The sequence below is a fragment of the Fictibacillus sp. FJAT-27399 genome (assembly GCF_001510655.1).
In the GTDB taxonomy this organism is placed as follows: domain Bacteria; phylum Bacillota; class Bacilli; order Bacillales; family Fictibacillaceae; genus Fictibacillus_C; species Fictibacillus_C marinisediminis.
This window is the reverse complement of the sequence record NZ_LMVC01000002.1, coordinates 598,090-620,329: the sequence shown is the minus strand read 5'-3', so window position 1 is coordinate 620,329 and position 22,240 is coordinate 598,090. Positions and strand designations below refer to the sequence as shown.

Genomic DNA, 22,240 nt, shown 5'->3' with positions numbered 1-22,240 from the left:
ACGATAAAATAACGGTATAGTATTTGTAACACGGACGGAGGACAACAATGGCACAACCATCCTGCTGGATCATCTATAACGGAAACCTGCACCAAAAAAAATTCATGGACTTTGCCGAGTGGACGGCCAAAGCGGCTGAAAAAAAAGGCATTAAGCCCACCATCATTAAAAACAATGACCTGCTCGTTACATTTAAGAACGGAAAATCTATGATTTCTGGAAGCTATAAAAATAGCTCTCCTGATTTTGTGATCTTTGGAGACAAGGATATCTTCCTTGCCAAACAACTCGAAAAATTAGGTATTCCACTATATAATTCTGCCGATTCCATTGAAATCTGCGATAACAAGTCGAGAATGTACCAAACCCTCGCAGACCGCGGAATCCTTTTTCCAAAAACCATTATAGCACCAAAAGTATTTGGAGACCTTCATGATGAAAGCCATTATTCTGCTATTGCAAAGGAAATCGGCTTTCCGATGGTTATTAAAGAAGCCTACGGATCGTTTGGTATGCAGGTTCACCTAGTAGAAAATGAACCGGAACTGCTTGACCTGATGAAATCTCTAAAAAACACCGAATATGTATTCCAGGAATTGATCAAGTCCAGCTACGGACGGGATGTACGCATCAATATCGTAGGCGGCAAGGCTGTTGCTTCCATGCTGAGAAAATCCGAGACAGATTTCCGGGCAAATGTCAGTTTCGGCGGAAAAACAAAGCCTTATACACCGACCAAAGAACAAATCGATCTGGCGGCAGTCTGTGCGGAAGTTACAGGGACATCATTTGCTGGAGTCGACCTGCTGTTTGGCAATGATGGCTCTCCCCTCGTCTGTGAGATCAACTCCAACGCTCATATCCGCAGCATTTATGAATGTACAGGAATTGATGTAGCTCTGCATATGATGGATTTCATCCTCAATGATCTAAAAGAAAGAGGACTCTCACATGAATAAAAAGGGATGGTTGATTTACAGTGTACAAGATGCTGAAAAGAATGCCTCCTTTATAAGCTGGATGACTGAGGAGGCTGCAGCAGCCGGGTTAGACCTTGAACTTCGATACACTGAAAGATTTGCATTTGGTATAACGAAAAATCAGCTTTCAATTTATTACGAAAAGCGTCAGGACCCTTTGCCAGCGTTTGCTGTGGTCCGTACGATTCACCATCTCTTCTCTCAGCAGCTTGAACAGTTGGGTGTAAAAGTCTTTAACTCTTCTTTTGTTTCCATGGTAGCCAATGATAAGGCAAGAACACACCAGCTTCTGGCGGAGGCTGGTATTCCGATGATGGACACCCTTTTCATCTCTCCTTCTTTATATCGTCCTGATTCTTTGCCTTTTGACTTTCCTTTAATTGCAAAGTTATCTTCAGGAAGGGGCGGATCACAGGTCCACCTTGTAACAGACGAACAAGAATTGCGTGAGGCCCTTTCCACCTATCCCCATCAAGAATGGGTGATTCAAAAACCTGCGGCTCATCCTGGCAGAGATGTCCGGGTATTTGTCGTCGGAGATCAGATCGTCGGCGCAGTCCTTCGAAGTTCTGACGAAGATTTCAGAGCGAACTTTTCACTCGGCGGAAAAGCTCAGTTCTACGATTTAAATGAGGAACAAAAAGTATTGGCCCAAAAAGTAATGTCCCATTTTGAGATGGGAATGGCCGGAATCGACTTCTTACTGGATAAAGACGATTCTTTTATTTTTAACGAAGTGGAGGACGTGGTGGGCAGCCGCACGTTAAGTGCTACATCAGACATCAACATCGTTAGGACCTATATGGCCCACATCGCCGGACAAATAAAAGAGCCTGAAAGTGACTGATCACTTTCAGGCTTTCTTTTTATGCTTTCAGTTCTTGAATGCGCTGGCGGACTTTATCGCGTTTTTCGCTATAGTCCTTTTCTTTTGCACGCTCTTCTTCGATTACTTTTTCAGGCGCTTTCTTCATGAAGCCTTCGTTGCTTAGTTTCTTCTGTACACGCTCGACTTCTTTGTTGTATTTTTCAACTTCTTTTTCAAGACGCTGAATTTCTTCGTCTAAATTAATCAATCCTTCAAGCGGCAGATACATTTCAACCCCGGTAAGTACAGCACTCATTGATTTATTCGGTGCAGATAGATCTGTTCCGAGTGTCAATGTGCTTGGGTTACAGAACTTTTCAAGATAGCTGCGGTTTGCCTCAAGCGCGTTCAGCACTTCCTCACTCTTGGCATTGATCTGAAGCTCGATCGGTTTGCTCGGTGCAACGTTCATCTCAGAACGGATGTTACGTACTGTACGGATGATTTCCGTTACGAGATTCATATCTCTGGCGGCTTCCGGGAAATGGAGATCTTCACGCTTCGCTGGCCACTGAGCCACTGTGATGGATTCACCCTCATGAGGAAGATGCTGCCAGATTTCCTCGGTAATAAATGGCATGATCGGGTGAAGCAGTCTCAATGTGTGATCCAGGACATAAGCCAATACAGATCGAGTCGTTTTCTTTGCTGCTTCATCTTCTCCATAAAGCGGCAGTTTCGCCATCTCGATATACCAGTCACACAAGTCATCCCAGATAAAGTTATAAAGGAGACGGCCAACTTCTCCAAATTCATACGTATCGATCAGCCTTGTTACATTTTCAGCGGTTTCGTTGAAACGGGTTAAAATCCATTTATCCGCCAGGTTCAGCTCTCCAGTAAGATCAATTTCCTCAACTTTCATTCCGTCCATGTTCATAAGGGCAAATCGGGAAGCATTCCAAATCTTATTGGCAAAGTTCCAAGTAGATTCTACCTTTTCCCAGTAAAAACGAAGATCGTTTCCTGGTGAGCTGCCTGTGGATAGGAAGAAACGAAGAGCATCCGCTCCGTATTTTTCAATAACATCCATCGGGTCAACACCATTGCCAAGAGATTTACTCATCTTACGGCCTTCGGAATCACGTACAAGTCCGTGGATCAATACATCATTGAACGGCCTTTTTTCTGTAAACTCCATGCCTTGGAAGATCATGCGTGCTACCCAGAAATAAATGATGTCATAGCCGGTAACCAATGCATTGGTCGGGTAATAACGCTTGTAATCAATCGCTTCTTCATCCGGCCACCCCATTGTGGAGAACGGCCATAATGCGGATGAGAACCATGTATCCAATACATCTGTATCCTGCTCCCAGTTTTCTTCATCTTTCGGCGCCTCGTGGCCTACGTATACTTCGCCTGTTTCTTTATGGTACCAGGCAGGAATTCGGTGCCCCCACCACAGCTGTCTTGAAATACACCAGTCACGGATGTTTTCAATCCAGTGAAGATACGTTTTCTCAAAACGCTCCGGTACAAAGTTTACTTTGTCCTCTGTTTTTTGAAGCTCGATCGCCTTTTCTGCCAAAGGCTTCATCTTAACAAACCATTGTGTGGAAAGATAAGGCTCAACTATTGCTCCACTTCTCTCAGAGTGCCCTACGGAATGCATGTGGTCTTCGATCTTGAAAAGAACTCCTGCATCTTCCAGGTCTTGAACAATTTGTTTACGGCATTCGAAGCGATCCATGCCTTGGTACTTTCCGGCATTTTCATTCATTTTTCCGCCTTCATCCATAACAAGGACACGCTCAAGGTTGTGGCGGTTTCCAATTTCAAAATCATTCGGGTCATGAGCAGGTGTGATTTTTACAGCACCTGATCCAAATTCCATATCTACATAGTCGTCCCCGACAATCTCAATCTCGCGCCCGACAATTGGGAGAATTGCTTTTTTGCCAATCAAATGCTTGTAGCGCTCATCTTCCGGATGAACGGCAATGGCGGTATCACCAAGCATCGTTTCCGGCCTTGTTGTTGCGATTTCAATATGGCCGGATCCGTCAGCAAGAGGGTATCTCATATGGTAGAACGCACCCTGTACATCCTGATGGATAACTTCAATATCAGAAAGAGCTGTTTTTGTCTGCGGATCCCAGTTGATGATGTATTCGCCTCGGTAAATCAGTCCTTTGTTGTAAAGCGTTACAAACACTTCACGAACAGCATCAGACAAACCTTCATCAAGGGTAAAGCGCTCACGCGAGTAATCGAGGCCAAGTCCAAGCTTTGACCATTGATTGCGGATAAAGTCAGCATACTCTTCCTTCCACTCCCAGGCTTTCTCAAGGAACTTTTCTCTGCCAAGATCGTAGCGGGAAGTGCCTTGTTCACGGAGTCTCGCTTCAACTTTAGCTTGTGTGGCGATTCCGGCATGGTCCATTCCAGGAAGCCAGAGTACATCATAGCCCTGCATTCTTTTTGCTCGGCTCAGGATATCTTGCAGTGTTGTATCCCATGCATGGCCAAGATGCAGTTTGCCGGTAACGTTCGGCGGCGGAATGACAATGGTATATGGCGTTTTGGATTCATCACCCGTTGCCTCAAAAAATTTGCCGTCCACCCAATATTTATACCAGGATTCTTCGGTTGCCTTTGGATCATATTTCGTTGGCATTGTAAGTTCTTGCTTTTCAGTAGACATGAACGTCTCCTCCTTCTCAATACAAATAAAAAAGCCCCCTCCGTCTCAAAGGACGAAAGAAGCATTGTTCGCGGTACCACCTTTGTTTGCAGAAAGCAGAAATAAACGCCTTTTGCACACTCATTGCCGGATAACGGTTCTTCGCCGTCTTCTTCTAGAAAGGCCGTCTGCCTTTGTTCAAAGAAGCTGCTCCAGGGCGACCTTCCATCGCTGTTTCCTTAGGAAATCTCTCAGCCATCTGATTTCCCTCTCTTTAAGGACAGTCGTTGTACTCTTCCCTTTCAAAGCAAGTTATATGATTTCATTGGTTCTATTTTAACTAGTAAAACAGGAAAACGTCAATAGTTTTCCCATTTGTTGTAACAATTATTCTATTCTTATACAAGAAATATGTGCATTCCGGCAATATTCACGAATAGGCAGGCTGGTGAATACCATGATATCAACCTAGATGTACGAAAGAAGGATAGTTATGGCCAGACGTTATTTTAAAAGAAACCGCACGCCGTTTAAATTTCAGGTTCCCGATTGGCTTCGGACAGCAAGGGATATCGTAAGCCAATTTACAATACCTCTGATCGTGTTCCAGATCATCCGTACCATTCTGTTCCCATCCGGCATTGATTTTGTAATCATGCTTATTTTAATCATTCTTCACTTTTGCTTTTCCTATGAGGTGTTATAAAGAAAAGCGGAAAATAAAAAAAGATCACATATAGGCTACTATATGTGATCAGTATTTTCATTCATATCGAGCGGTTCCGGCGGCGGCGGGGTCAGGATCAGATCACAGAAATCCCTGATGTGCCTCATCGCTGAAATTCGTTTTTCCAAACGGTGGACAAACTCGATTTGGCTGTATCGTTCCCTTTGATGACGATATAAATCAACGGAGTTAAAGATCGGTTCGGGATAGCTCATATAGCTGACCAAGAGGCTTTTTTCCTCCTCGAGGAGTGGAATGTGCCTTTGATACAGCGAGAGCAGCCTCCCGCCCTCTTCTCTCGTCCAGTTCGAAAGGTGTACTGCTTTTCTGAAGAAGATCGCCAAATCTCTTACAGGCGTATCAAGCACTGCTTTTTCAAAATTGAGGAGATGTGGTTCCCCATGATGAGAGAATAACAGATGATTTCGTGATAGTTTGCCGTGGCAAAGTGCACTGCGATACCTTTTTTCCGCATGGCAGGCATCATACCAGTCTTTCAAACGGCGTTTTGCTTCCTCCGCCATTTTCATCATGTGGTGAAAATGGCTTAAATACGTCAGCTCAAAAGGAGACATGTACGGCATGCGTTCGGATTCTTCAGCAAACCTCTCCATTTCAAGCTGGCGTGTTTCCCATCTCTGCATTAAATACTGAAAAGAATGGTCTACCACTTCTGGCGAGAAATCCTGTTCTTTCAGGGTCAGATAATGAATTTTTCCGATCTCATCGATCATCACTTCTTCCCGCATCTGGCCGAGCCGTTCACCACCTGCAAACCACGGCATGAGATAGTACGTTTTGTTTCCATGCTGTACGGTATAATCACCGTATTTAGTTGGATAGAGCGGCACCACCTGATGATAGCCGATTTCCGACAATCGGTGAACGACATGGGTAAACCAGTTCGATTCTTCTTCGTTTAAACTCGTTTCCTTTAAAGCAAACGTGCCTCTTTTTGATATCACTTTTTTCACTTTGCCGAACGCTTCGATTTTCTCTGGATAAAGATCGTACTGAAATAAAACCGGACCATAATTGACGTTTTCACTTGAATGGCTCACAAAGCCACCCTCTTTCGTTTATCGTCCATCCAGTCAGTAAAACAGTGAAGCAGGATTCTGTTAAAATCCCAATCCTGTTCAAAAGATTCAACGCAAGCAACAATGTGTGAAAGCTCTTTATTCTTTAACTGATCCACACAATCCTGAAGTTCCCATGGTGTCAAGATCTCTGCCAGAAGCAAATATCCCTGTTCCCGTTCCAAAGAGAAATGTTCATTGATGCAGGTTAATAATTTCCGCAGTGAGTAGGGGCCGCATTCCTTTAGCCACTCGGTCAAAAAATTGCGGAGCGGGCGATAACCCTGTTCAGGATAACCATTGCTTCCCCGGTAAAATAATATATTAAAAATTTGTGCTCCATTGCTCATGTGTGTATCAGAATCAAGGAGCGGAAGCGGCACATTAGAGGATGCCTGTTTGAGTTCCATGGCAAGGTTCAGTCTTTTATTTGCTTCAGGCAAAGAATTTCTGACACTGACAAGTTCATTGTAATCCTTGCTTAGTTTGTGGATCGCCGCCAGGCAGGCGTCAAAGGAATAGTGATCAGCATGGGTAATGGAACCAAACTCTTTTTGCAGATCTAGGCCCGCTTGAAGCATGTTGCCCAAGAGAAGGCCCCACCTTTTTTCATGGCCTCCCCTTTCATGCCGGCCTTCTACATAATCATGCAGGGTAAGGTACCTGCCTTCCAGCTCAACCCATGGATTTCCATCCGCCGTCCTGATCATTCGGTCTGCTACAGCCAAACTGTTCTTGCCGACTTCATCCCTCCATCGGACATGCCAGTTTAAAAGGTTCAGATCATTCCAGATCCTGATCCGTTTGACCCCGCAATCAGTGTCCACCAGGCTTTCTTTATCTTTCCATGTCACGGTTTGAAGATCATAATGCTTCTTGATTTCATGTAATAGGGTCATCGCTTCCACCCGACCTTAACGGCTTTGTGAAACTGGGATGTAAATAATTTGGCCTACTGCGACCTCTTCCTGATTGATCCTGTTGACTCTCATCAGAGAATGAATAGAGATATCATAGCGTTCACAAATGCTGTCAAGCGATTCCCCACGCTGTATAATATACATTTTTACCTTTGAAAACCTTTCTTCATTTCCAGAAAGCATTTTTGTTAAATATAATGCATTTTCCTCTTTCCTTGCCTCAGTGGAGGAAACTTTCTCTTGTTCCTCCTCCCGCTCCTGCTCCTGTTCAAATGCTTCTTGAGGCGGCTGCTGATTGTAGTTATAAGCTTCCTGTTCTTCCGAATGTATATTGATCTGCTCGATTTGAGGCAAAGCAGGCGGCGGTGGCGGCGGTGTATAGGAAGGTGTATAGTAAGAAAGTGACTTTAAAGCCGGAATCCCATTGTCAGCCGGTTCTTCCTGATATTCTTCCTGATATTCTTCCTGATATTCTTCCTGATATTCTTCCTGCTCTTCTTGCTCTTCTTGCTCTTCCATTGCTTCCGCTTCAGCAAAGGTTGGGGTTGGATAGGCTGCCGGTTCATCGTCTTGACGGTTGTAATTGATCGCTGGCTCTGTGAATTCTGCTTGCGCAGGTTCGCTTTCCGGTTCAATGACCGGCATCTCGTACAGCTTCTTGGCTTCAAATTGGAAAGGAGCAAATATTTCTTGTTCTTCCGTTCTTGCTTCCTCTTCTGAATTCATCTCATCCTGCTGCTCATTCTCTTCAAACCTGGCTTCAAATACGGGAACTTGGAACGGCTCGTATTCCGTTTCTTCATTCATCGGCGACTCCTCAAATGTCATGCCCTCATCTTCCATCGCCTGACCCTGAAAAGATTCTTGCTCCTCTTGGGCAGGTTCTTCATTCCCATCCTGAATGCCTGAGATGGAAATGGATGCAGTTAACTCCAGGCAGGTTGGATTGGGAAGCTCATAATCAAAGGCATCAACAAGAACAAACACCTCTTCAAGCTTTTGGACCCGTGTTGAAGGGATCGTGATGTCAACAGGGAACCGATGATCCAGCTCTGCTATCCCCTCATCGTTCATTTTCAGCTGTGTCAGCGAACGATAGGAAACCTGCTCTCTGAGCGAGCCTGTTTCCAAATTGAGAGAATTCCCATCATCCATTGCACATGGACGGTACTCTCCATGCAGCTTTAAAGCTCCTTTAACACAAACCTGGCCGCCTTCTTCAGTGATCTGAATATCAGGCTCCAGTGCCATTGATAAAACTTCTGCAACTTCCTGTCCTTTCTTTAACCAGACAGACTCCTCTATGGAGAAACGCAGCTTCGATGGATTCATGCCTTTCTCCTCCTTTCAGCCAAATATCTCATACGTTACAGGATTATGACCAACTTGGTAAAAATATGATTGGAAAGAGAAGAACAAAAAAAACTGCTCCTCAAAGGAGCAGTTTGTCTTTATAGTCTGGAGAAGGCTTTTTCACATGCAGCAATGGTTTTCTCAATATCCTCAACACTGTGTTCAGTTGATAGGAAGAGACCTTCAAACTGGGAAGGAGGAAGTGAGATTCCTTCTTCCAGCATATATTTAAAGTAGCGTGTGAAGTAATCAAGGTTAGATGATTTCGCAGTTTCGTAGTTCACCACGTCCTCATCGGTAAAGAAAAATCCGATCATAGAGCCCGCACGGTTCAAGCTATGCGGAATGCGGTATTTTTCTGCAGCCGCTGCAATCCCCTCAGCAAGGCGGTCGCCTTTTTTTACAAAGTCCTGATACGATTCCGGTGTAAGCTGAGACAGAGTCTCATAACCCGCTGCCATCGCCAGAGGATTTCCTGAGAGAGTTCCTGCCTGATAGATTGGACCGCTTGGTGCGATCTGCTCCATGATCTCCTTCTTCCCGCCGTACGCGCCGACAGGAAGGCCTCCGCCAATGACCTTGCCAAGGCAGGTAAGATCAGGAGTAACGCCAAAATATCCTTGCGCACAATGGTAATCCACACGAAAACCGGTCATGACTTCATCAAAGATTAAAAGAGATCCATATTGTTTGGTTACCTCTCGAAGACCTTCCAAGAATCCTTTTTTGGGAGGGACTACGCCCATGTTTCCGGCAACCGGCTCGACGATAATACACGCAATGTCATCACCGAACTGCTCAAACGCATAGCGTACACTTTCAAGATCATTGTAAGGGACAGTAATGGTGTTCTTAGCGACCGACTCAGGAACTCCCGGGCTGTCAGGAAGTCCAAGCGTAGCCACACCTGACCCTGCTTTAATGAGCAATGAATCGCCATGGCCATGGTAACATCCTTCAAATTTCAGGATTTTGTCTCTGCCTGTATAACCGCGGGCAAGGCGAAGCACACTCATCGTCGCTTCTGTTCCGGAGTTCACCATTCGGACGATTTCAATGGAAGGGACCCTTTCTACAACAAGCTTGGCGAGCATCGTTTCCCACTCGTTCGGAGCTCCAAAGCTCGTACCAAGCTCGGCTGTTTTTTTAAGGGCATCCACTACTTTTTCATTGGCATGTCCAAGGATTAAAGGACCCCAGGATAGCACGTAATCTATATACTCATTTCCATCGATGTCATAGATTTTGGAACCTTTTCCGCGTTCCATGTATACAGGATCCATGTTTACCGATTTAAACGCACGCACAGGGCTGTTGACACCGCCTGGCATGTATTTCTTGGCTTCCTGAAAGGCTGAACTTGATTTTTCAAAGCTTCTCATGTTTAAATCCTCCTGTCCTAGCGGTTTAACCAGCGTGATACATCTTTCGCATGATACGTAATGATCAGATCAGCACCTGCACGCTTCATGCCTGTCAATGTTTCCATCACGATGCTTTCTTCATCAATCCAGCCGTTTTGGGCAGCGGCTTTGATCATGGAATATTCACCACTCACATTATAGGCGACAAGCGGAAGAGGGTAACGGTCTTTCAGTTCACGCAGTACATCCAAATATGCAAGCGCCGGTTTTACCATAAGGAAGTCTGCTCCTTCTTCAATATCCGACTCTGCTTCACGCAGTGCTTCCAGGCGATTGGCCGGGTCCATCTGATAAGATTTGCGGTCCCCGAACTGAGGAGAGCTGTGAGCAGCCTCTCTGAACGGCCCATAATAGGCAGAGGAATATTTTACAGAGTATGACATGATCGGCACATTGATAAAACCTGCTTCGTCCAGTCCTTCACGAATTGCTGCAACAAACCCATCCATCATATTGGAAGGAGCAATGATGTCCGCTCCAGCTTTTGCTTGAGAAACTGCTGTGTTTGCAAGCGCAGAGAGTGATTCATCATTCAGAACTTCTCCGTCCCGAATGATCCCGCAATGTCCATGGTCCGTATATTGGCAAAGGCATGTATCAGCAATAACGGTAAGCTGCGGAAAACCATTTTTTATTTTCTTGATCGCTTTTTGTACAATTCCATTATGGTCATACGCCGAGCTTCCTGCATCATCCTTATGGTCGGGTACTCCGAAAACCATAACAGAACGGATGTTTAGGTCCACAAGCTCCTGCATTTCCTCTTCTAGATAATCAAGTGATACGTGGTATACACCAGGCATGGAAGGGACTTCCTGCTTAATGCGCTCACCTTCTACAAAAAAGATCGGATAAATCAAATCGTCTGTTCTTACATGCGTTTCCCTCACGAGTGCACGCATGCTCTCACTGCTTCGCAATCTTCTATGACGCTGAAAATTCATATTATTTCTCCTCTCCGATAAAACTCTTCACAGCCTCTATTATACCTTCTTCTGTATAATCAGTGGCACTGATCCGCTTATGAAACCCGGATTGTTTCGCTTTCGCCTCTGTTACTGGCCCTACACAGGCTGCCCAAGTGTTCTTCTGGTACATTGCCCGGCGATCACCAGCCGCTTCACCGAAATAAACAACACTGGAAGGGCTCATAAAAATGATCACGTCCACCTTCTCGGGTAGCTGGTGTATTGATACTTCTGCCTTCTTCGTCTCGTAAACGATGATCTCGGTTACTTGAGCAAGGTCATGTAGCGTATTTGCCACCGTCTGCTTCGCAAGGCTGCCTTTTGGAACGAGTACTTTGGAACCCGGTTTCACTCTTTTCTTTAATTCTACCGCCAGTTCTTTCCCTTCATACTTCCCCGGCATCAGATCAATAGAAACTCCATTCTCCTCAAGCCTTCTACCGGTTTTTGGGCCGACCGCCGCTATTTTCTGAGAAGTAAACGTCTTCCCGGTCTCCTGAAGCATTTGAAGAAAATAACGTACCCCGTTCGCACTAGTAAAGACCACCCAATCAAACTGCTCCAGCTGCTGAAGCACAGCTTCTTCTTCTGAATCCATGGTTGCTTTTGCTATGTGCAGTACCGGAAAGCTGACAGCCTCTGCCCCTTCTTCTTCAAGCTTTGCAAGAAGACTTGCAGATTGATGAGCCGGCCTTGTGACGACAACCGTCTTTCCCGCTAAAGGCCGGGACTTCATATTCCCAGGTCTTTCTTTACTTTCTCAAGGATCTCAAGTGCACCTTTCTCCTGAAGCTTAACAGCTAGTGTCACTCCGAGCATGTTAGGATCATCCGAGACAGCCTGCTCCTTGATTACTGTTTTGCCATCAGGAGTAGCAACAAGCCCAGTTAAGGAGATCTCCCTCTCTTCTGTTCTTTCTGCGTAGGCCGCAATCGGCACCTGGCATCCGCCTTCAAGCGTGTGAAGGAATGCGCGTTCTGCCATCACCGTTTTGTACGTGTCTTCATCATTCAAATGCTGAAGAAGAGCTCTAAGCTCAGCATCGTCTCCCCTGCATTCAATGGACAGAGATCCCTGTCCTACCGCAGGAAGGCTCAGTGACACTGGCAGGTATTCAGTCACCGTATCCGCTGACCAGCCCATTCTTTCAAGACCTGCAGCCGCAAGAATGATAGCATCAAACTCACCAGATTTTAATTTACCAAGACGTGTATCGATGTTTCCTCTGATTGATTTAATTTCAAGATCCGGACGGACATGCAAAAGCTGTGCAGCCCGGCGGAGTGAGCTCGTACCGACAATCGATCCTGCCGGAAGCTCTTCTAACGAGTTATATTTTTCTGAAATAAAGGCATCCCTTGGGTCAACACGTTTAGGTGTGCAGCCGATGATCAGCCCATCCGGCAGAACAGAGGGCATGTCCTTCATACTATGTACTGCCATATCAATCTCTTTATCAAGCATGGCCTGTTCAATTTCTTTCACAAACAGCCCTTTACCTCCTACTTTTGAGAGAGTGACATCAAGGATCACATCTCCCTTGGTCACGATTTCCTTCACCTCGAACTCAAAAGGAAGGCCAAGCGCCTTCAATTGGTCAATGAACCAGTTTGTTTGAGTGAGTGCCAGTTTGCTTCGTCTTGAACCTACTATTATTTTTCTCATCTATAAAAACCTCCTAAAAGAGTGACCGTTGGCCTTATTGATACCAAAAATGAAATTCAGTAAGGGTAGATGCCAGAAAATAATTGATCAGAACGATAAGAAAAGCTCCCGTGTTCCAGATCGCCAAAGTCTTTCCTTGAAGACCCTTCGCCACTTTTTGATATAAAAACACACTGTATACTGCGATGACGATAAAAGACGTAATGACTTTGGCGTCAAGCAGTGAAAAGCTCTGTATCTTTAAGAATGCCCAGATTACGCCTAGTATTAAACTTAAAAGCAGAATTGGAACACCTGTCATATTCAGTACAAAGGATAGCCTTTCAAGTCTAGACAGGCTTCCAAGACGCTGCAGCCTCTTGCTCCACTTTTTCTGCTTTAAGAGCCTGTGCTGAAGCAGATACATGATCGAAAAGATAAAAGAGAGGGTGAATGCACCATAGGAAACGAAGGCCATCGTAACATGGATCACCAGCAGCTCCGAAATGAGACGGGTCGACATCTCATCACTCACCTGTTCTCCAGGAGCAAAAAGATTAATAGACATAATCAAAAATCCGAGCACGTTCGTAAAGAATACTAAGAAATCGATCCTGAAAAAATAGTTCATGACCAAAGAGAAAGTCACTAAGATCCAGGCATAAAAAAACAAGCCTTCAAAAGGCGTTAAAATAGGCGGACGGCCTACTTCTATCATTCTCTGGACAAAAAATACCGTCTGCAGCATCCAGACAATAGAAAGCAACCAGAAGGCCATTCGGTTAGCCTTCCGGTTGTTTTGTAAAAAGTCGATAAAATAACCTATTATGCTTAAAGCATACAAGATGATTGTTGTATCATATATCCAATTTGCGTTCTGCATATCAGAAACTCCTCTCTAGGAGCCCAGTGACATTCCCGTTACAGAGGCAATGAAGGGGATGTTTCACTTAACTTTGTTGATTCCATTTCACTTTTTAGCTCTTGCCGTTTAACCTCTTCTTCAAGCGCGAAGATCTTTGTGAAAAATTCAAGCGCCTGATCCGCCCCAGGTTCTCCGGCTTGCTCTTTAATCCTTACGATTGGATCGCGCAGCAGCTGATTCACTATGCTTTTGGTATGCTTGCTCAACACTTTTTTCTCACGGTCCGTTAACTGAGGCATTTTACGCTCAATGCTCTGCATTGTTTCCGCTTGTACAGCGAGCGCTTTTTCACGCAATGCAGTTATCACCGGCACAACTCCAAGCATGTTGACCCATGAATGGAAGCCTATAATTTCTTCTTCGATCATGATCTCGATCTTTTCAGCTTCTTTCTTTCGCTCAGCCAAATTGGCTTCTACGATGCCTTCCAGATCATCTATATCGTAAAGAAAAACGCTTTCCAGTTCGTCCAATGATGGATCCAAATCACGTGGAACGGCGATGTCCACCATGAACAAAGGACGGCCTTTTCTTTGCTTAAGTACAGATTGAACCATCTCTTTTGTAATAACGTAGGAATCCGATCCGGTTGAAGTAATGACGATATCGGCATGTGCCAGCACAGATGTTAAATGCTCCACAGGGTGAGCCGTTCCTTCAAACCGCCCAGCCAGTTCTGACGCTTTTTCAAACGTTCGGTTGACGACATGGACACTGGCTACGCCATTGCTGTGAAGATGCTTGGCAGTCAGTTCACCCATCTTGCCTGCACCCACGATTAAGATGTCTTTCTTTTCAAGCCCGCCAAAGATTTTCTTTGCAAGCTCAACAGCAGCATAACTTACAGATACAGCATTTTCCCCAATTTCTGTTTCCGAGTGGGATCGTTTTGCAAGTGTTATTGCCTGTTTGAACAGATGGTTAAAGATTGTGCCTGTTGTTCCTTCCTGTTGTGCAAGAAGGAAGCTGTCACGAACCTGTCCGAGAATTTGCGTTTCTCCGAGAACCATAGAATCAAGACCCGCAGCAACTCTGAAAAGATGCTCGACAGCGATCTCTTCTTCACGGATAAACAAGAACGGATTCAGTTCATTTGTATCAATAGAAAACCATTCTGCGAGGAAAGACTTCATGTAATAGCGCCCTGTATGGATCTGATCCACCACGGCGTATACTTCTGTCCGGTTGCATGTTGAAACAATCGTACATTCCAATATGCTTTTCCTTTCCCGCAAAGCCTTCAAAGCCTGGTCCATCTCATTTGGGTTGAATGCAACTTTTTCTCGAATCTCAACAGGTGCTGTCTTATAATTTAAACCGACAACAAGGATGTGCATCCCACTCACCCCCTTTATCTCTATCGTAAATACCACAGTAAATATCCATAATCATTATAACATGTACTATGAAATAATCATTTTAAAATTGTGAACAGAATATGAATCGTATGCTATGATAGGACAAGCGAAATAGTTCTTCCCTATTCTGTCCAAACCGTAACAAACTATAAAAAAATAGCGCTAATTAAAAAAAATAATAAACTAATACCCATATAAAAATAACAAATTTCGACCCTTTTAGCAAAGGATTGATTTACTCGTTTCAAATCGTTTGGAGGTTGTAATGAAAGGTAAAGGAAATTTTTCAGGAATTGTATTGCTGGGAATCGGGCTATTTTTCTTAGCTCGGCAAATGAACGTTACATATGTACTTCCCTATTTAACTTGGCCAACTTTTCTAATCATCATCGGCTTGGCCTTTCTTGTTCAAAGTGCAAGCGGGAAAGAGGGCCCAAGTGCTTTTTCTGCGATCCTGCTGCTTGGCTTAGGCATCCATTTTCACGCCATATCTCATATTGACGGCTGGCCCAAGGAGCCTGCCATGATCATCCTTATTATAGCTCTTGCCTTTTTATATATGTATAAGCAAACCAAAGAGGGCTTGCTGGCAGGCATTGTACTGCTTGCCATCTCAGGATGGAGCTTCTTCAACAAATCAGACACACCCTCGATCAAAGAATGGTTTTCGTCCATTGAAGGATTTTGGCCGTTCATCCTGATCGGAGTCGGTGCTTATTTTATCTTTATCAAGAAAAAATAAACCAGAGCAGATGCTCTGGTTTATTTTTTTTGTGTGTATCCAAGGATGGTGCTCCATGCAGCATCCTTCCCATAGCCCGTTTCAGAAGAAAAAAGAATCAGCGGATCGTCTGGTTTCTTTTTCAATGTGTCACGGACGACTTTTAAATGTTTTTCCCATTTTCCTTTTGGAATCTTGTCACACTTGGTGGCGACAACGATGACAGGGATGTCATGATATTTCAGCCAATCATACATTATCACATCGTCTTTGGACGGTGCATGGCGTATATCAACGAGCTGGACAACAGCTTTCAGCTGTGGCCTTTCCATGATATAACGTTCAATCATCCTGCCCCAGGCTTCTCTCTCGCTCTTTGAAACTTTAGCAAATCCGTATCCAGGAACATCCACGAAATAGAGCTGCTCATTGATGATGTAGAAATTAAGAGTTTGCGTCTTACCTGGCCGTGATGATGTTCTGGCCAGGTTTTTGCGTGCAATCATTTTATTAATAAATGAAGACTTCCCAACGTTTGAACGGCCGGCGAGGCCGATTTCCGGTAGCTGGTCTTCAGGATACTGCTCAGGCTTTACTGCCGAAATGACGATATCTGCTTTTGTTACTTTCATTTACTATCTCCCACTAACGCATGTTTTAACACTTCATCCAGATGAGATACCGGTATAAACGCAAGACTGCTGCGGACACTTTCCGGGATATCATCTATGTCTTTTTCATTTTCTTTAGGCATGATAACAGTTTGGATTCCTGCACGATGGGCGCTTAATGATTTTTCTTTTAAGCCGCCGATCGGCAGAACACGGCCGCGAAGTGTGATTTCACCCGTCATGCCTACATCCTTGCGAACAGGCTTTCCTGAAAGTGCGGATACCAATGCCGTTGCGATGGTAATACCTGCAGAAGGCCCGTCCTTCGGTGTTGCTCCCTCCGGAACGTGAATATGAATGTCCGTCTTTTCATAAAAGTCCGGATCAATTTCGAACTCCTCTGCTCTGGAACGAACGTAGCTCAGCGCCGCCTGGGCGGATTCCTTCATTACGTCTCCGAGCTTACCGGTAAGAATCAATTTCCCTTTTCCAGGCGTAAGAGCGACTTCAATAGACAGCGTATCGCCGCCTGCGGTTGTATACGCCAAGCCTGTAGCTGCTCCTACCTGATCTTCCATCTCAGCCTGGCCATATCGGAAGCGCGGTTTTCCAATATAGCTCTCGAGGTTTTTGTCAGTGATGGTAACCCTTTTCTTCTCTCCTGACACGATCTGTTTGGCCGCTTTTCTGCATAAGCCTGCAATCTGGCGCTCCATGCTCCTAACGCCTGCTTCTCTCGTATAGCTTCGAACGAGTTTTAGAATGGCATCTTCTTTCAACTGAAACTGTGATTTTGTCAAGCCGTGCTCTTTTAATTGTTTTGGAATAAGGTGATTTTTAGCGATATGAACTTTTTCCACTTCTGTATACCCTGCGATTGAAATGATCTCCATACGGTCAAGCAGCGGGCCAGGGATGGTCGCCAGGCTGTTCGCTGTTGTAATGAACATAACCTTGGAAAGATCATAAGGTTCTTCGATGAAATGGTCGCTGAACGAATTATTTTGTTCCGGATCCAGGACTTCCAATAGGGCAGAGGATGGATCGCCTCTGAAGTCATTGGACATTTTATCGATCTCATCAAGAAGGAACACTGGATTGATCGTACCTGCCTTCTTCATTCCCTGTATGAGTCGGCCAGGCATCGCACCGACATATGTTCTGCGATGGCCTCGGATTTCCGCTTCATCACGCACTCCTCCAAGGGAAATGCGGACAAAATTTCTTCCGATCGCTTTTCCAATGGAACGCGCGAGCGACGTTTTACCGACACCAGGCGGTCCGACAAGACAAAGGATGGGCCCTTTCAATGAATTGGTTAACTGCTGAACAGCCAAATACTCCAGCACACGCTCTTTTACTTTTTCAAGTCCGTAATGATCTTCGTTTAAGATCTTTTCTGTACGGATGATGTCCAGCTGATCTTTCGTTTCCTTTGTCCAAGGCAAATTGATCAGCCAGTCGATATAGTTTCGAATGACCGAGCTCTCAGCAGAAGACCCTGGCATTTTTTCATAGCGATCCAATTCTTTAAGTGCAATCTCCTGCACATTTTCAGGCATATCCGATTTTTCAATTCTTTCTTTGAGCGAGGAGATTTCGCCTGTTTTGCCCTCTTTATCTCCAAGTTCTTTCTGAATGGCTTTCATCTGTTCACGAAGGTAATATTCCTTCTGTGTCTTTTCCATCGCCTTTTTGACGCGCTGGCCGATCTTCTTCTCCAACCCTAATACTTCTTTTTCATTGTTCAGGATGGAAATAAGATGATTCAATCGTTCCTTTACGTCAACAATTTCAAGAATATGCTGTTTTTCTTTAATTTTTAACGATAGATGGGAAGAAATCACATCTGCCAATCGTCCCGGTTCTTCAATATCTTGCACAGAAGCAAACGTTTCAGGTGTTACCTTTTTGGAAAGGTTTATGTACTGTTCAAATTGCTGAAGAGCCGTTCTCATAAGGGCCTGAATTTCCAAATCCTTTTCGCCCTTGTCTTCTATCAGTTCTACTTCTACCTCCAAGTATTCCTCACGGTCGATGAACTGCTTTATTTTTCCGCGCTTAATACCTTCAACGAGCACACGGATCGTGCCGTTCGGGAGCTTTAGCATCTGATTTACTTTTGAAAGGGTTCCGATTTCATATATTTGTTCACCGCTCGGATCTTCTACAGCTACTTCCTTTTGTGTTGAAAGGAAAATATGCTGATCATCAAGCATGACTTGCTCCAATGCCTGTACGGATTTTTCCCTTCCTACATCAAGGTGAAGCACCATGGTGGGATACACCAGCAGGCCGCGAAGAGGAAGGAGGGGAAGGATGCGGGTTGTTTGTTCGTCCATTTAACACACCTCCGAATACTGCTTAATGTATTGAATGATTTCAAATTCATGCAGCCTATTTTTATTAATGGCATTTTCAGCTTCACAGCAGTATTGAGTTCGCCTCAGAGAGCTTTAACATACAATTGTAATGCCACAAGACAATGAAGAAATTTCTTCAGTCTTTGTACAATTCTACCTATAAAGAGCCATTTTGTCTAATTGGAGCTCATTTTCATACTCGAAAGCAAAGCCCCCTCTTCAGACAGATTTAGGAGGGGACTGTAAAAAGGCTGAAGCAGGAATGGCCTGCTGATTACCTTTATCCATTTCAGGAAAAGCGAGTTGAAACACCTGAGATAATTTTGTCACTGGAATGATCTCTATGCCAGTTATCTCCCGAAGTATAGCCTGATCGTTATCTTTTGGAATGATGACCTTCTTGACTCCCGCAAGTTTAGCGGCTAATACTTTGGCCATCACGCCTCCGACCGGCTTCACTTTTCCATGTACGCTTAATTCACCGGTCATAGCCAGTTCATTATCAATCTCCACATTGTGGATCGCTGAATAAATTGAAGTCGCGATCGCGATCCCTGCTGACGGCCCATCGACCGGCCCGCCGCCTGGAAAATTGACATGAATATCATACAGCGCAGAATCTACTCCCATATTTCGAAGGACGGTCAGTACATTTTCGACCGATCCTTTTGCCAGGCTTTTTCTTCTGATTGACTTTGTATTATTGCCGATCGATTCTTCTTCCACTATACCTGTTATCGTAATCGTACCCTGTTTTTTCGCAGGTAAAACGGTGACTTCAATCTCCAGCAATGATCCGCTGTTAGGGCCGTAGACTGCAAGTCCGTTTACTAGCCCCACCTTTGGTTCTTCAGAGATCTTACTCTCTGGACGCGGAGTCATCTGGCTGGAATGGATGACCCATTCCAAATCCGCTTTTTTGATGAAATTTCGGTCTTCTGTAATCGCCAGCCCTGCTGCAATCTGCATCATATTTACGGCTTCACGGCCATTTTTAGCATACTTGGAGAGCAGCTCGACCGAATCTTCTTCTACATTCATGGTTACTTTATCTGCTGCTTTCATAGCGATCTGCTGAATTTCGGGAGGCTGAAGCTCTCTAAAGAAGACTTCCAAACAACGTGATCGGATAGCAGGCGGAATTTCATCTGGCGTTCGTGTGGTTGCCCCAATTAGCCTAAAATCAGCAGGAAGGCCATTTTGAAAAATATCATGGATGTGTGAAGGTATGTTTGTATTTTCTTCATTATAATAAGCGCTCTCTAAAAATACTTTTCGGTCTTCTAGTACTTTGAGCAATTTATTCATCTGAATCGGGTGAAGTTCTCCAATTTCATCAATAAAAAGGACGCCGCCGTGAGCGTTTGTTACCGCTCCTTGTTTTGGCTGTGGAATTCCGGCCTGCCCCATCGCCCCCGCTCCCTGATAGATTGGGTCATGAACGGAACCGATCAAAGGATCTGCAATCCCACGTTCGTCAAATCTGGCTGTCGTTGCATCCAATTCAACGAATACCGAAGTGGGACGGAATGGTGACTTCTTATTCCGCTTCGCCTCTTCGAGTACGAGACGTGCTGCAGCGGTTTTTCCGACACCTGGAGGTCCATAAACAATCACATGCTGTGGATTAGGTCCGCAAAGCGCAGCATGCAGAGCCTTGATACCATCCTGCTGGCCGACGATATCAGCAAACTTCCCCGGTCTGACTCGTTCAGACAGCGGTTCAGTCAAAGAGATCGACCGCATCTTCCGCAATTGGTCCATTTCCTTCTTTGATTCTTTATCAATACTCACTTTCTGAGTGCGCTGGCTCTTCAACAAGTTCCAAAAGTAAAGTCCAATTACAATTCCAAAAAACAGCTGAATGAGTAAAGCGATTCCAGTCCAGTTCATTTCTTCCTCCCGAATTTTTTTTATGCTCCTAGTATCTCCGAGTGGGTACTGGACTAAACAGAGAAAATGGAAAAGGTGAGGAGGTTATGCTATAGAATCGCTCAAGTTTTCATAGATAAAAACATATGACTCAAAACAAAAAAACCAGCCCCTAGAGGCTGGTTTTAATTCTTCTTACGCACTTTCTTTCGGTGTTTCCTTTTTAGGTTCCACAATTGTGCCGTCCTCAAGTTCGAGTTTTGGCGGAACTTTATCAGCTACCGTTTCTTTTGTAATGATACACTTAGCCACGTCTTCACGGGAAGGAAGTTCGAACATAACGTCCAGCATCATTCCTTCAATGATAGAACGCAGACCACGTGCACCAGTTTTGCGTTCGATAGCCTGATTAGCAATTTCAGTAAGAGCTTCTTCGTTGAACTCAAGTTCAACACCATCAAGATCAAGAAGCTTTTGGTATTGCTTAACTAGCGCATTTTTTGGTTTTGTCAAAATTTCAACAAGTGCATCCTCATCAAGCGGAGTTAGACTTGCAGTCACAGGCAGACGGCCGATGAATTCCGGGATAAGACCAAAGCGAAGCAAATCTTCAGGCAATACTTTTGCCAGGTATTCTCCTGCTTTAAGTTCTGCCTGTCTGGATTCAGAGCTGAATCCGATGACTTTTTTCCCTAAACGGCGTTTGATGATTTGTTCGATGCCATCAAATGCACCACCGCAAATAAATAGAATATTTGTGGTATCGATTTGAATGAACTCCTGATGCGGATGCTTTCTTCCGCCTTGCGGAGGTACGCTTGCAACGGTACCTTCTAAGATTTTAAGAAGGGCCTGCTGTACACCTTCACCAGATACATCACGGGTAATGGAAGGATTTTCAGACTTTCTGGCAATTTTATCGATTTCATCAATGTAAATAATGCCTTTTTCAGCTTTTTCTACATCGTAATCAGCCGCTTGAATCAATTTAAGCAAAATGTTCTCAACGTCTTCGCCCACATAACCGGCTTCTGTTAAAGAAGTCGCATCAGCAATAGCGAAAGGAACATTTAGGATTCTGGCAAGCGTTTGAGCCAATAGCGTTTTACCGCTTCCTGTTGGCCCGATCATGGCGATGTTACTTTTTGCAAGCTCCACTTCATCGGACTTTTGTGAAGAATTAATGCGTTTGTAGTGGTTATATACTGCTACGGAAAGAGACTTCTTAGCCTGTTCCTGGCCAATGACATATTCATCGAGAATCTTGCGGATTTCCATTGGCTTCGGAACTTCCTTAAGCTCTACATCCTCTTCTGTACCAAGCTCCTCTTCCACAATTTCAGTGCATAGCTCGATACACTCGTCACAAATATATACACCTGGTCCTGCTACCAGTTTACGAACTTGATCCTGCGTTTTTCCACAAAAGGAACATTTCAGCTGCCCTTTTTCGTCATTGAATTTAAACAATGAAATCACCCCTAAACCTTAAATTGGATGAAACCAATTACCTTTTCATACCGTTTCCAGATATGCTTGTTTCATTACACCGTAAGCAATTATTTCAAGTGCTTACTGATTTCATTTCCGCAAGTTTATGTATTGGATTGTATCATATATCCCCTAATGAACGGAAATAAAAACCCTTCCTTGACAATTAATAGTATGTATTTGGCTGGAATCAATGTGTTCTATAAGTATTAACCTTATGGCTTATTTTAAAACCTTAATCCTAAAATAAAGCCTTTAAAAAAGTTTCAATAAAAAAGCGCTTTTTCCTGCCAAGAATGATAAATAATTA

Annotated in this window: 18 protein-coding genes and 1 other annotated feature; of the genes, 4 read left to right on the top strand and 14 right to left on the bottom strand. The window is 44.4% G+C overall.

From position 1 onward, the window contains the following. Positions 1-47: 47 nt before the first annotated feature. Positions 48-959, top strand: coding sequence for an ATP-grasp domain-containing protein (locus AR335_RS08145; RefSeq protein ID WP_062234085.1), 912 nt, complete (start codon positions 48-50; stop codon positions 957-959). Further along, entirely contained in the window at positions 952-1,827 is an 876-nt protein-coding gene (locus tag AR335_RS08140; RefSeq protein WP_062234082.1) for an ATP-grasp domain-containing protein, read from the top strand. The genes AR335_RS08145 and AR335_RS08140 overlap by 8 nt, the downstream gene beginning before the upstream one ends. A 19-nt stretch (positions 1,828-1,846) precedes the next feature. On the opposite strand, the gene AR335_RS08135 is transcribed toward AR335_RS08140, so the two are convergent. After that, positions 1,847-4,495, bottom strand: coding sequence for a valine--tRNA ligase (locus tag AR335_RS08135; RefSeq protein WP_062234079.1), 2,649 nt, complete (start codon positions 4,493-4,495; stop codon positions 1,847-1,849). Between the two features lie 45 nt (positions 4,496-4,540). Further along, positions 4,541-4,789: a binding site (T-box leader), on the bottom strand. 178 nt (positions 4,790-4,967) lie between these two features. On the opposite strand from AR335_RS08135, the gene AR335_RS08130 reads away from it, so the two are divergent. After that, a complete protein-coding gene (locus tag AR335_RS08130) occupies positions 4,968-5,180 on the top strand; it encodes a hypothetical protein (protein WP_062234076.1) in 213 nt (70 codons plus the stop codon). A gap of 38 nt (positions 5,181-5,218) precedes the next feature. Here the strand turns inward: AR335_RS08130 and ysxE are convergent, their stop codons facing one another. From ysxE to hemA, 9 genes are all read right to left on the bottom strand, one after another. Then, positions 5,219-6,262 (bottom strand): spore coat protein YsxE, encoded by a 1,044-nt coding sequence (gene ysxE, locus AR335_RS08125; protein WP_062234073.1) that lies wholly within the window; start codon positions 6,260-6,262, stop codon positions 5,219-5,221. Further along, the gene (locus AR335_RS08120) at positions 6,259-7,179 is read right to left on the bottom strand and encodes a hypothetical protein (protein WP_062234070.1); all 921 of its coding nucleotides are present in this window, start codon (positions 7,177-7,179) and stop codon (positions 6,259-6,261) included. The genes ysxE and AR335_RS08120 overlap by 4 nt, the downstream gene beginning before the upstream one ends. Before the next feature lie 15 nt (positions 7,180-7,194). Then, the gene (locus AR335_RS08115) at positions 7,195-8,532 is read right to left on the bottom strand and encodes a LysM peptidoglycan-binding domain-containing protein (protein WP_062234066.1); all 1,338 of its coding nucleotides are present in this window, start codon (positions 8,530-8,532) and stop codon (positions 7,195-7,197) included. Positions 8,533-8,651: 119 nt separating this feature from the next. After that, positions 8,652-9,935 (bottom strand): glutamate-1-semialdehyde 2,1-aminomutase, encoded by a 1,284-nt coding sequence (gene hemL, locus AR335_RS08110; protein WP_062234063.1) that lies wholly within the window; start codon positions 9,933-9,935, stop codon positions 8,652-8,654. Between the two features lie 17 nt (positions 9,936-9,952). Beyond that, complete coding sequence (gene hemB / locus AR335_RS08105) at positions 9,953-10,921, bottom strand: porphobilinogen synthase (protein WP_062234059.1); 969 nt, start codon at positions 10,919-10,921, stop codon at positions 9,953-9,955. A gap of 1 nt (position 10,922) precedes the next feature. Next, complete coding sequence (locus AR335_RS08100; RefSeq protein ID WP_062234056.1) at positions 10,923-11,681, bottom strand: uroporphyrinogen-III synthase; 759 nt, start codon at positions 11,679-11,681, stop codon at positions 10,923-10,925. Then, a complete protein-coding gene (hemC, locus tag AR335_RS08095; protein ID WP_062234054.1) occupies positions 11,678-12,610 on the bottom strand; it encodes a hydroxymethylbilane synthase in 933 nt (310 codons plus the stop codon). Before hemC ends, AR335_RS08100 begins: the two co-directional genes overlap by 4 nt. A gap of 34 nt (positions 12,611-12,644) precedes the next feature. Next, positions 12,645-13,472: a cytochrome c biogenesis protein gene (locus AR335_RS08090; protein ID WP_062234050.1), complete on the bottom strand. Its 828-nt coding sequence runs from the start codon at positions 13,470-13,472 to the stop codon at positions 12,645-12,647. A gap of 38 nt (positions 13,473-13,510) precedes the next feature. Then, complete coding sequence (gene hemA, locus AR335_RS08085; RefSeq protein ID WP_053357663.1) at positions 13,511-14,851, bottom strand: glutamyl-tRNA reductase; 1,341 nt, start codon at positions 14,849-14,851, stop codon at positions 13,511-13,513. A gap of 286 nt (positions 14,852-15,137) precedes the next feature. On the opposite strand from hemA, the gene AR335_RS08080 reads away from it, so the two are divergent. After that, positions 15,138-15,614: a LiaF transmembrane domain-containing protein gene (locus AR335_RS08080; protein ID WP_053357662.1), complete on the top strand. Its 477-nt coding sequence runs from the start codon at positions 15,138-15,140 to the stop codon at positions 15,612-15,614. Between the two features lie 20 nt (positions 15,615-15,634). Here AR335_RS08080 and yihA read toward each other — a convergent pair whose 3' ends face one another. From yihA to clpX, 4 genes are all read right to left on the bottom strand, one after another. Further along, positions 15,635-16,225 carry a ribosome biogenesis GTP-binding protein YihA/YsxC gene (yihA, locus tag AR335_RS08075; protein WP_053357661.1) on the bottom strand — a complete coding sequence of 197 codons (591 nt, stop codon included), beginning with the start codon at positions 16,223-16,225 and terminating at the stop codon, positions 15,635-15,637. Beyond that, positions 16,222-18,546: an endopeptidase La gene (gene lon, locus AR335_RS08070; protein ID WP_062234047.1), complete on the bottom strand. Its 2,325-nt coding sequence runs from the start codon at positions 18,544-18,546 to the stop codon at positions 16,222-16,224. Before lon ends, yihA begins: the two co-directional genes overlap by 4 nt. Before the next feature lie 240 nt (positions 18,547-18,786). Then, a complete protein-coding gene (gene lonB / locus AR335_RS08065) occupies positions 18,787-20,460 on the bottom strand; it encodes an ATP-dependent protease LonB (protein WP_062234043.1) in 1,674 nt (557 codons plus the stop codon). Between the two features lie 174 nt (positions 20,461-20,634). Then, entirely contained in the window at positions 20,635-21,909 is a 1,275-nt protein-coding gene (clpX, locus tag AR335_RS08060; RefSeq protein WP_053357658.1) for an ATP-dependent protease ATP-binding subunit ClpX, read from the bottom strand. Positions 21,910-22,240 lie beyond the last annotated feature (331 nt).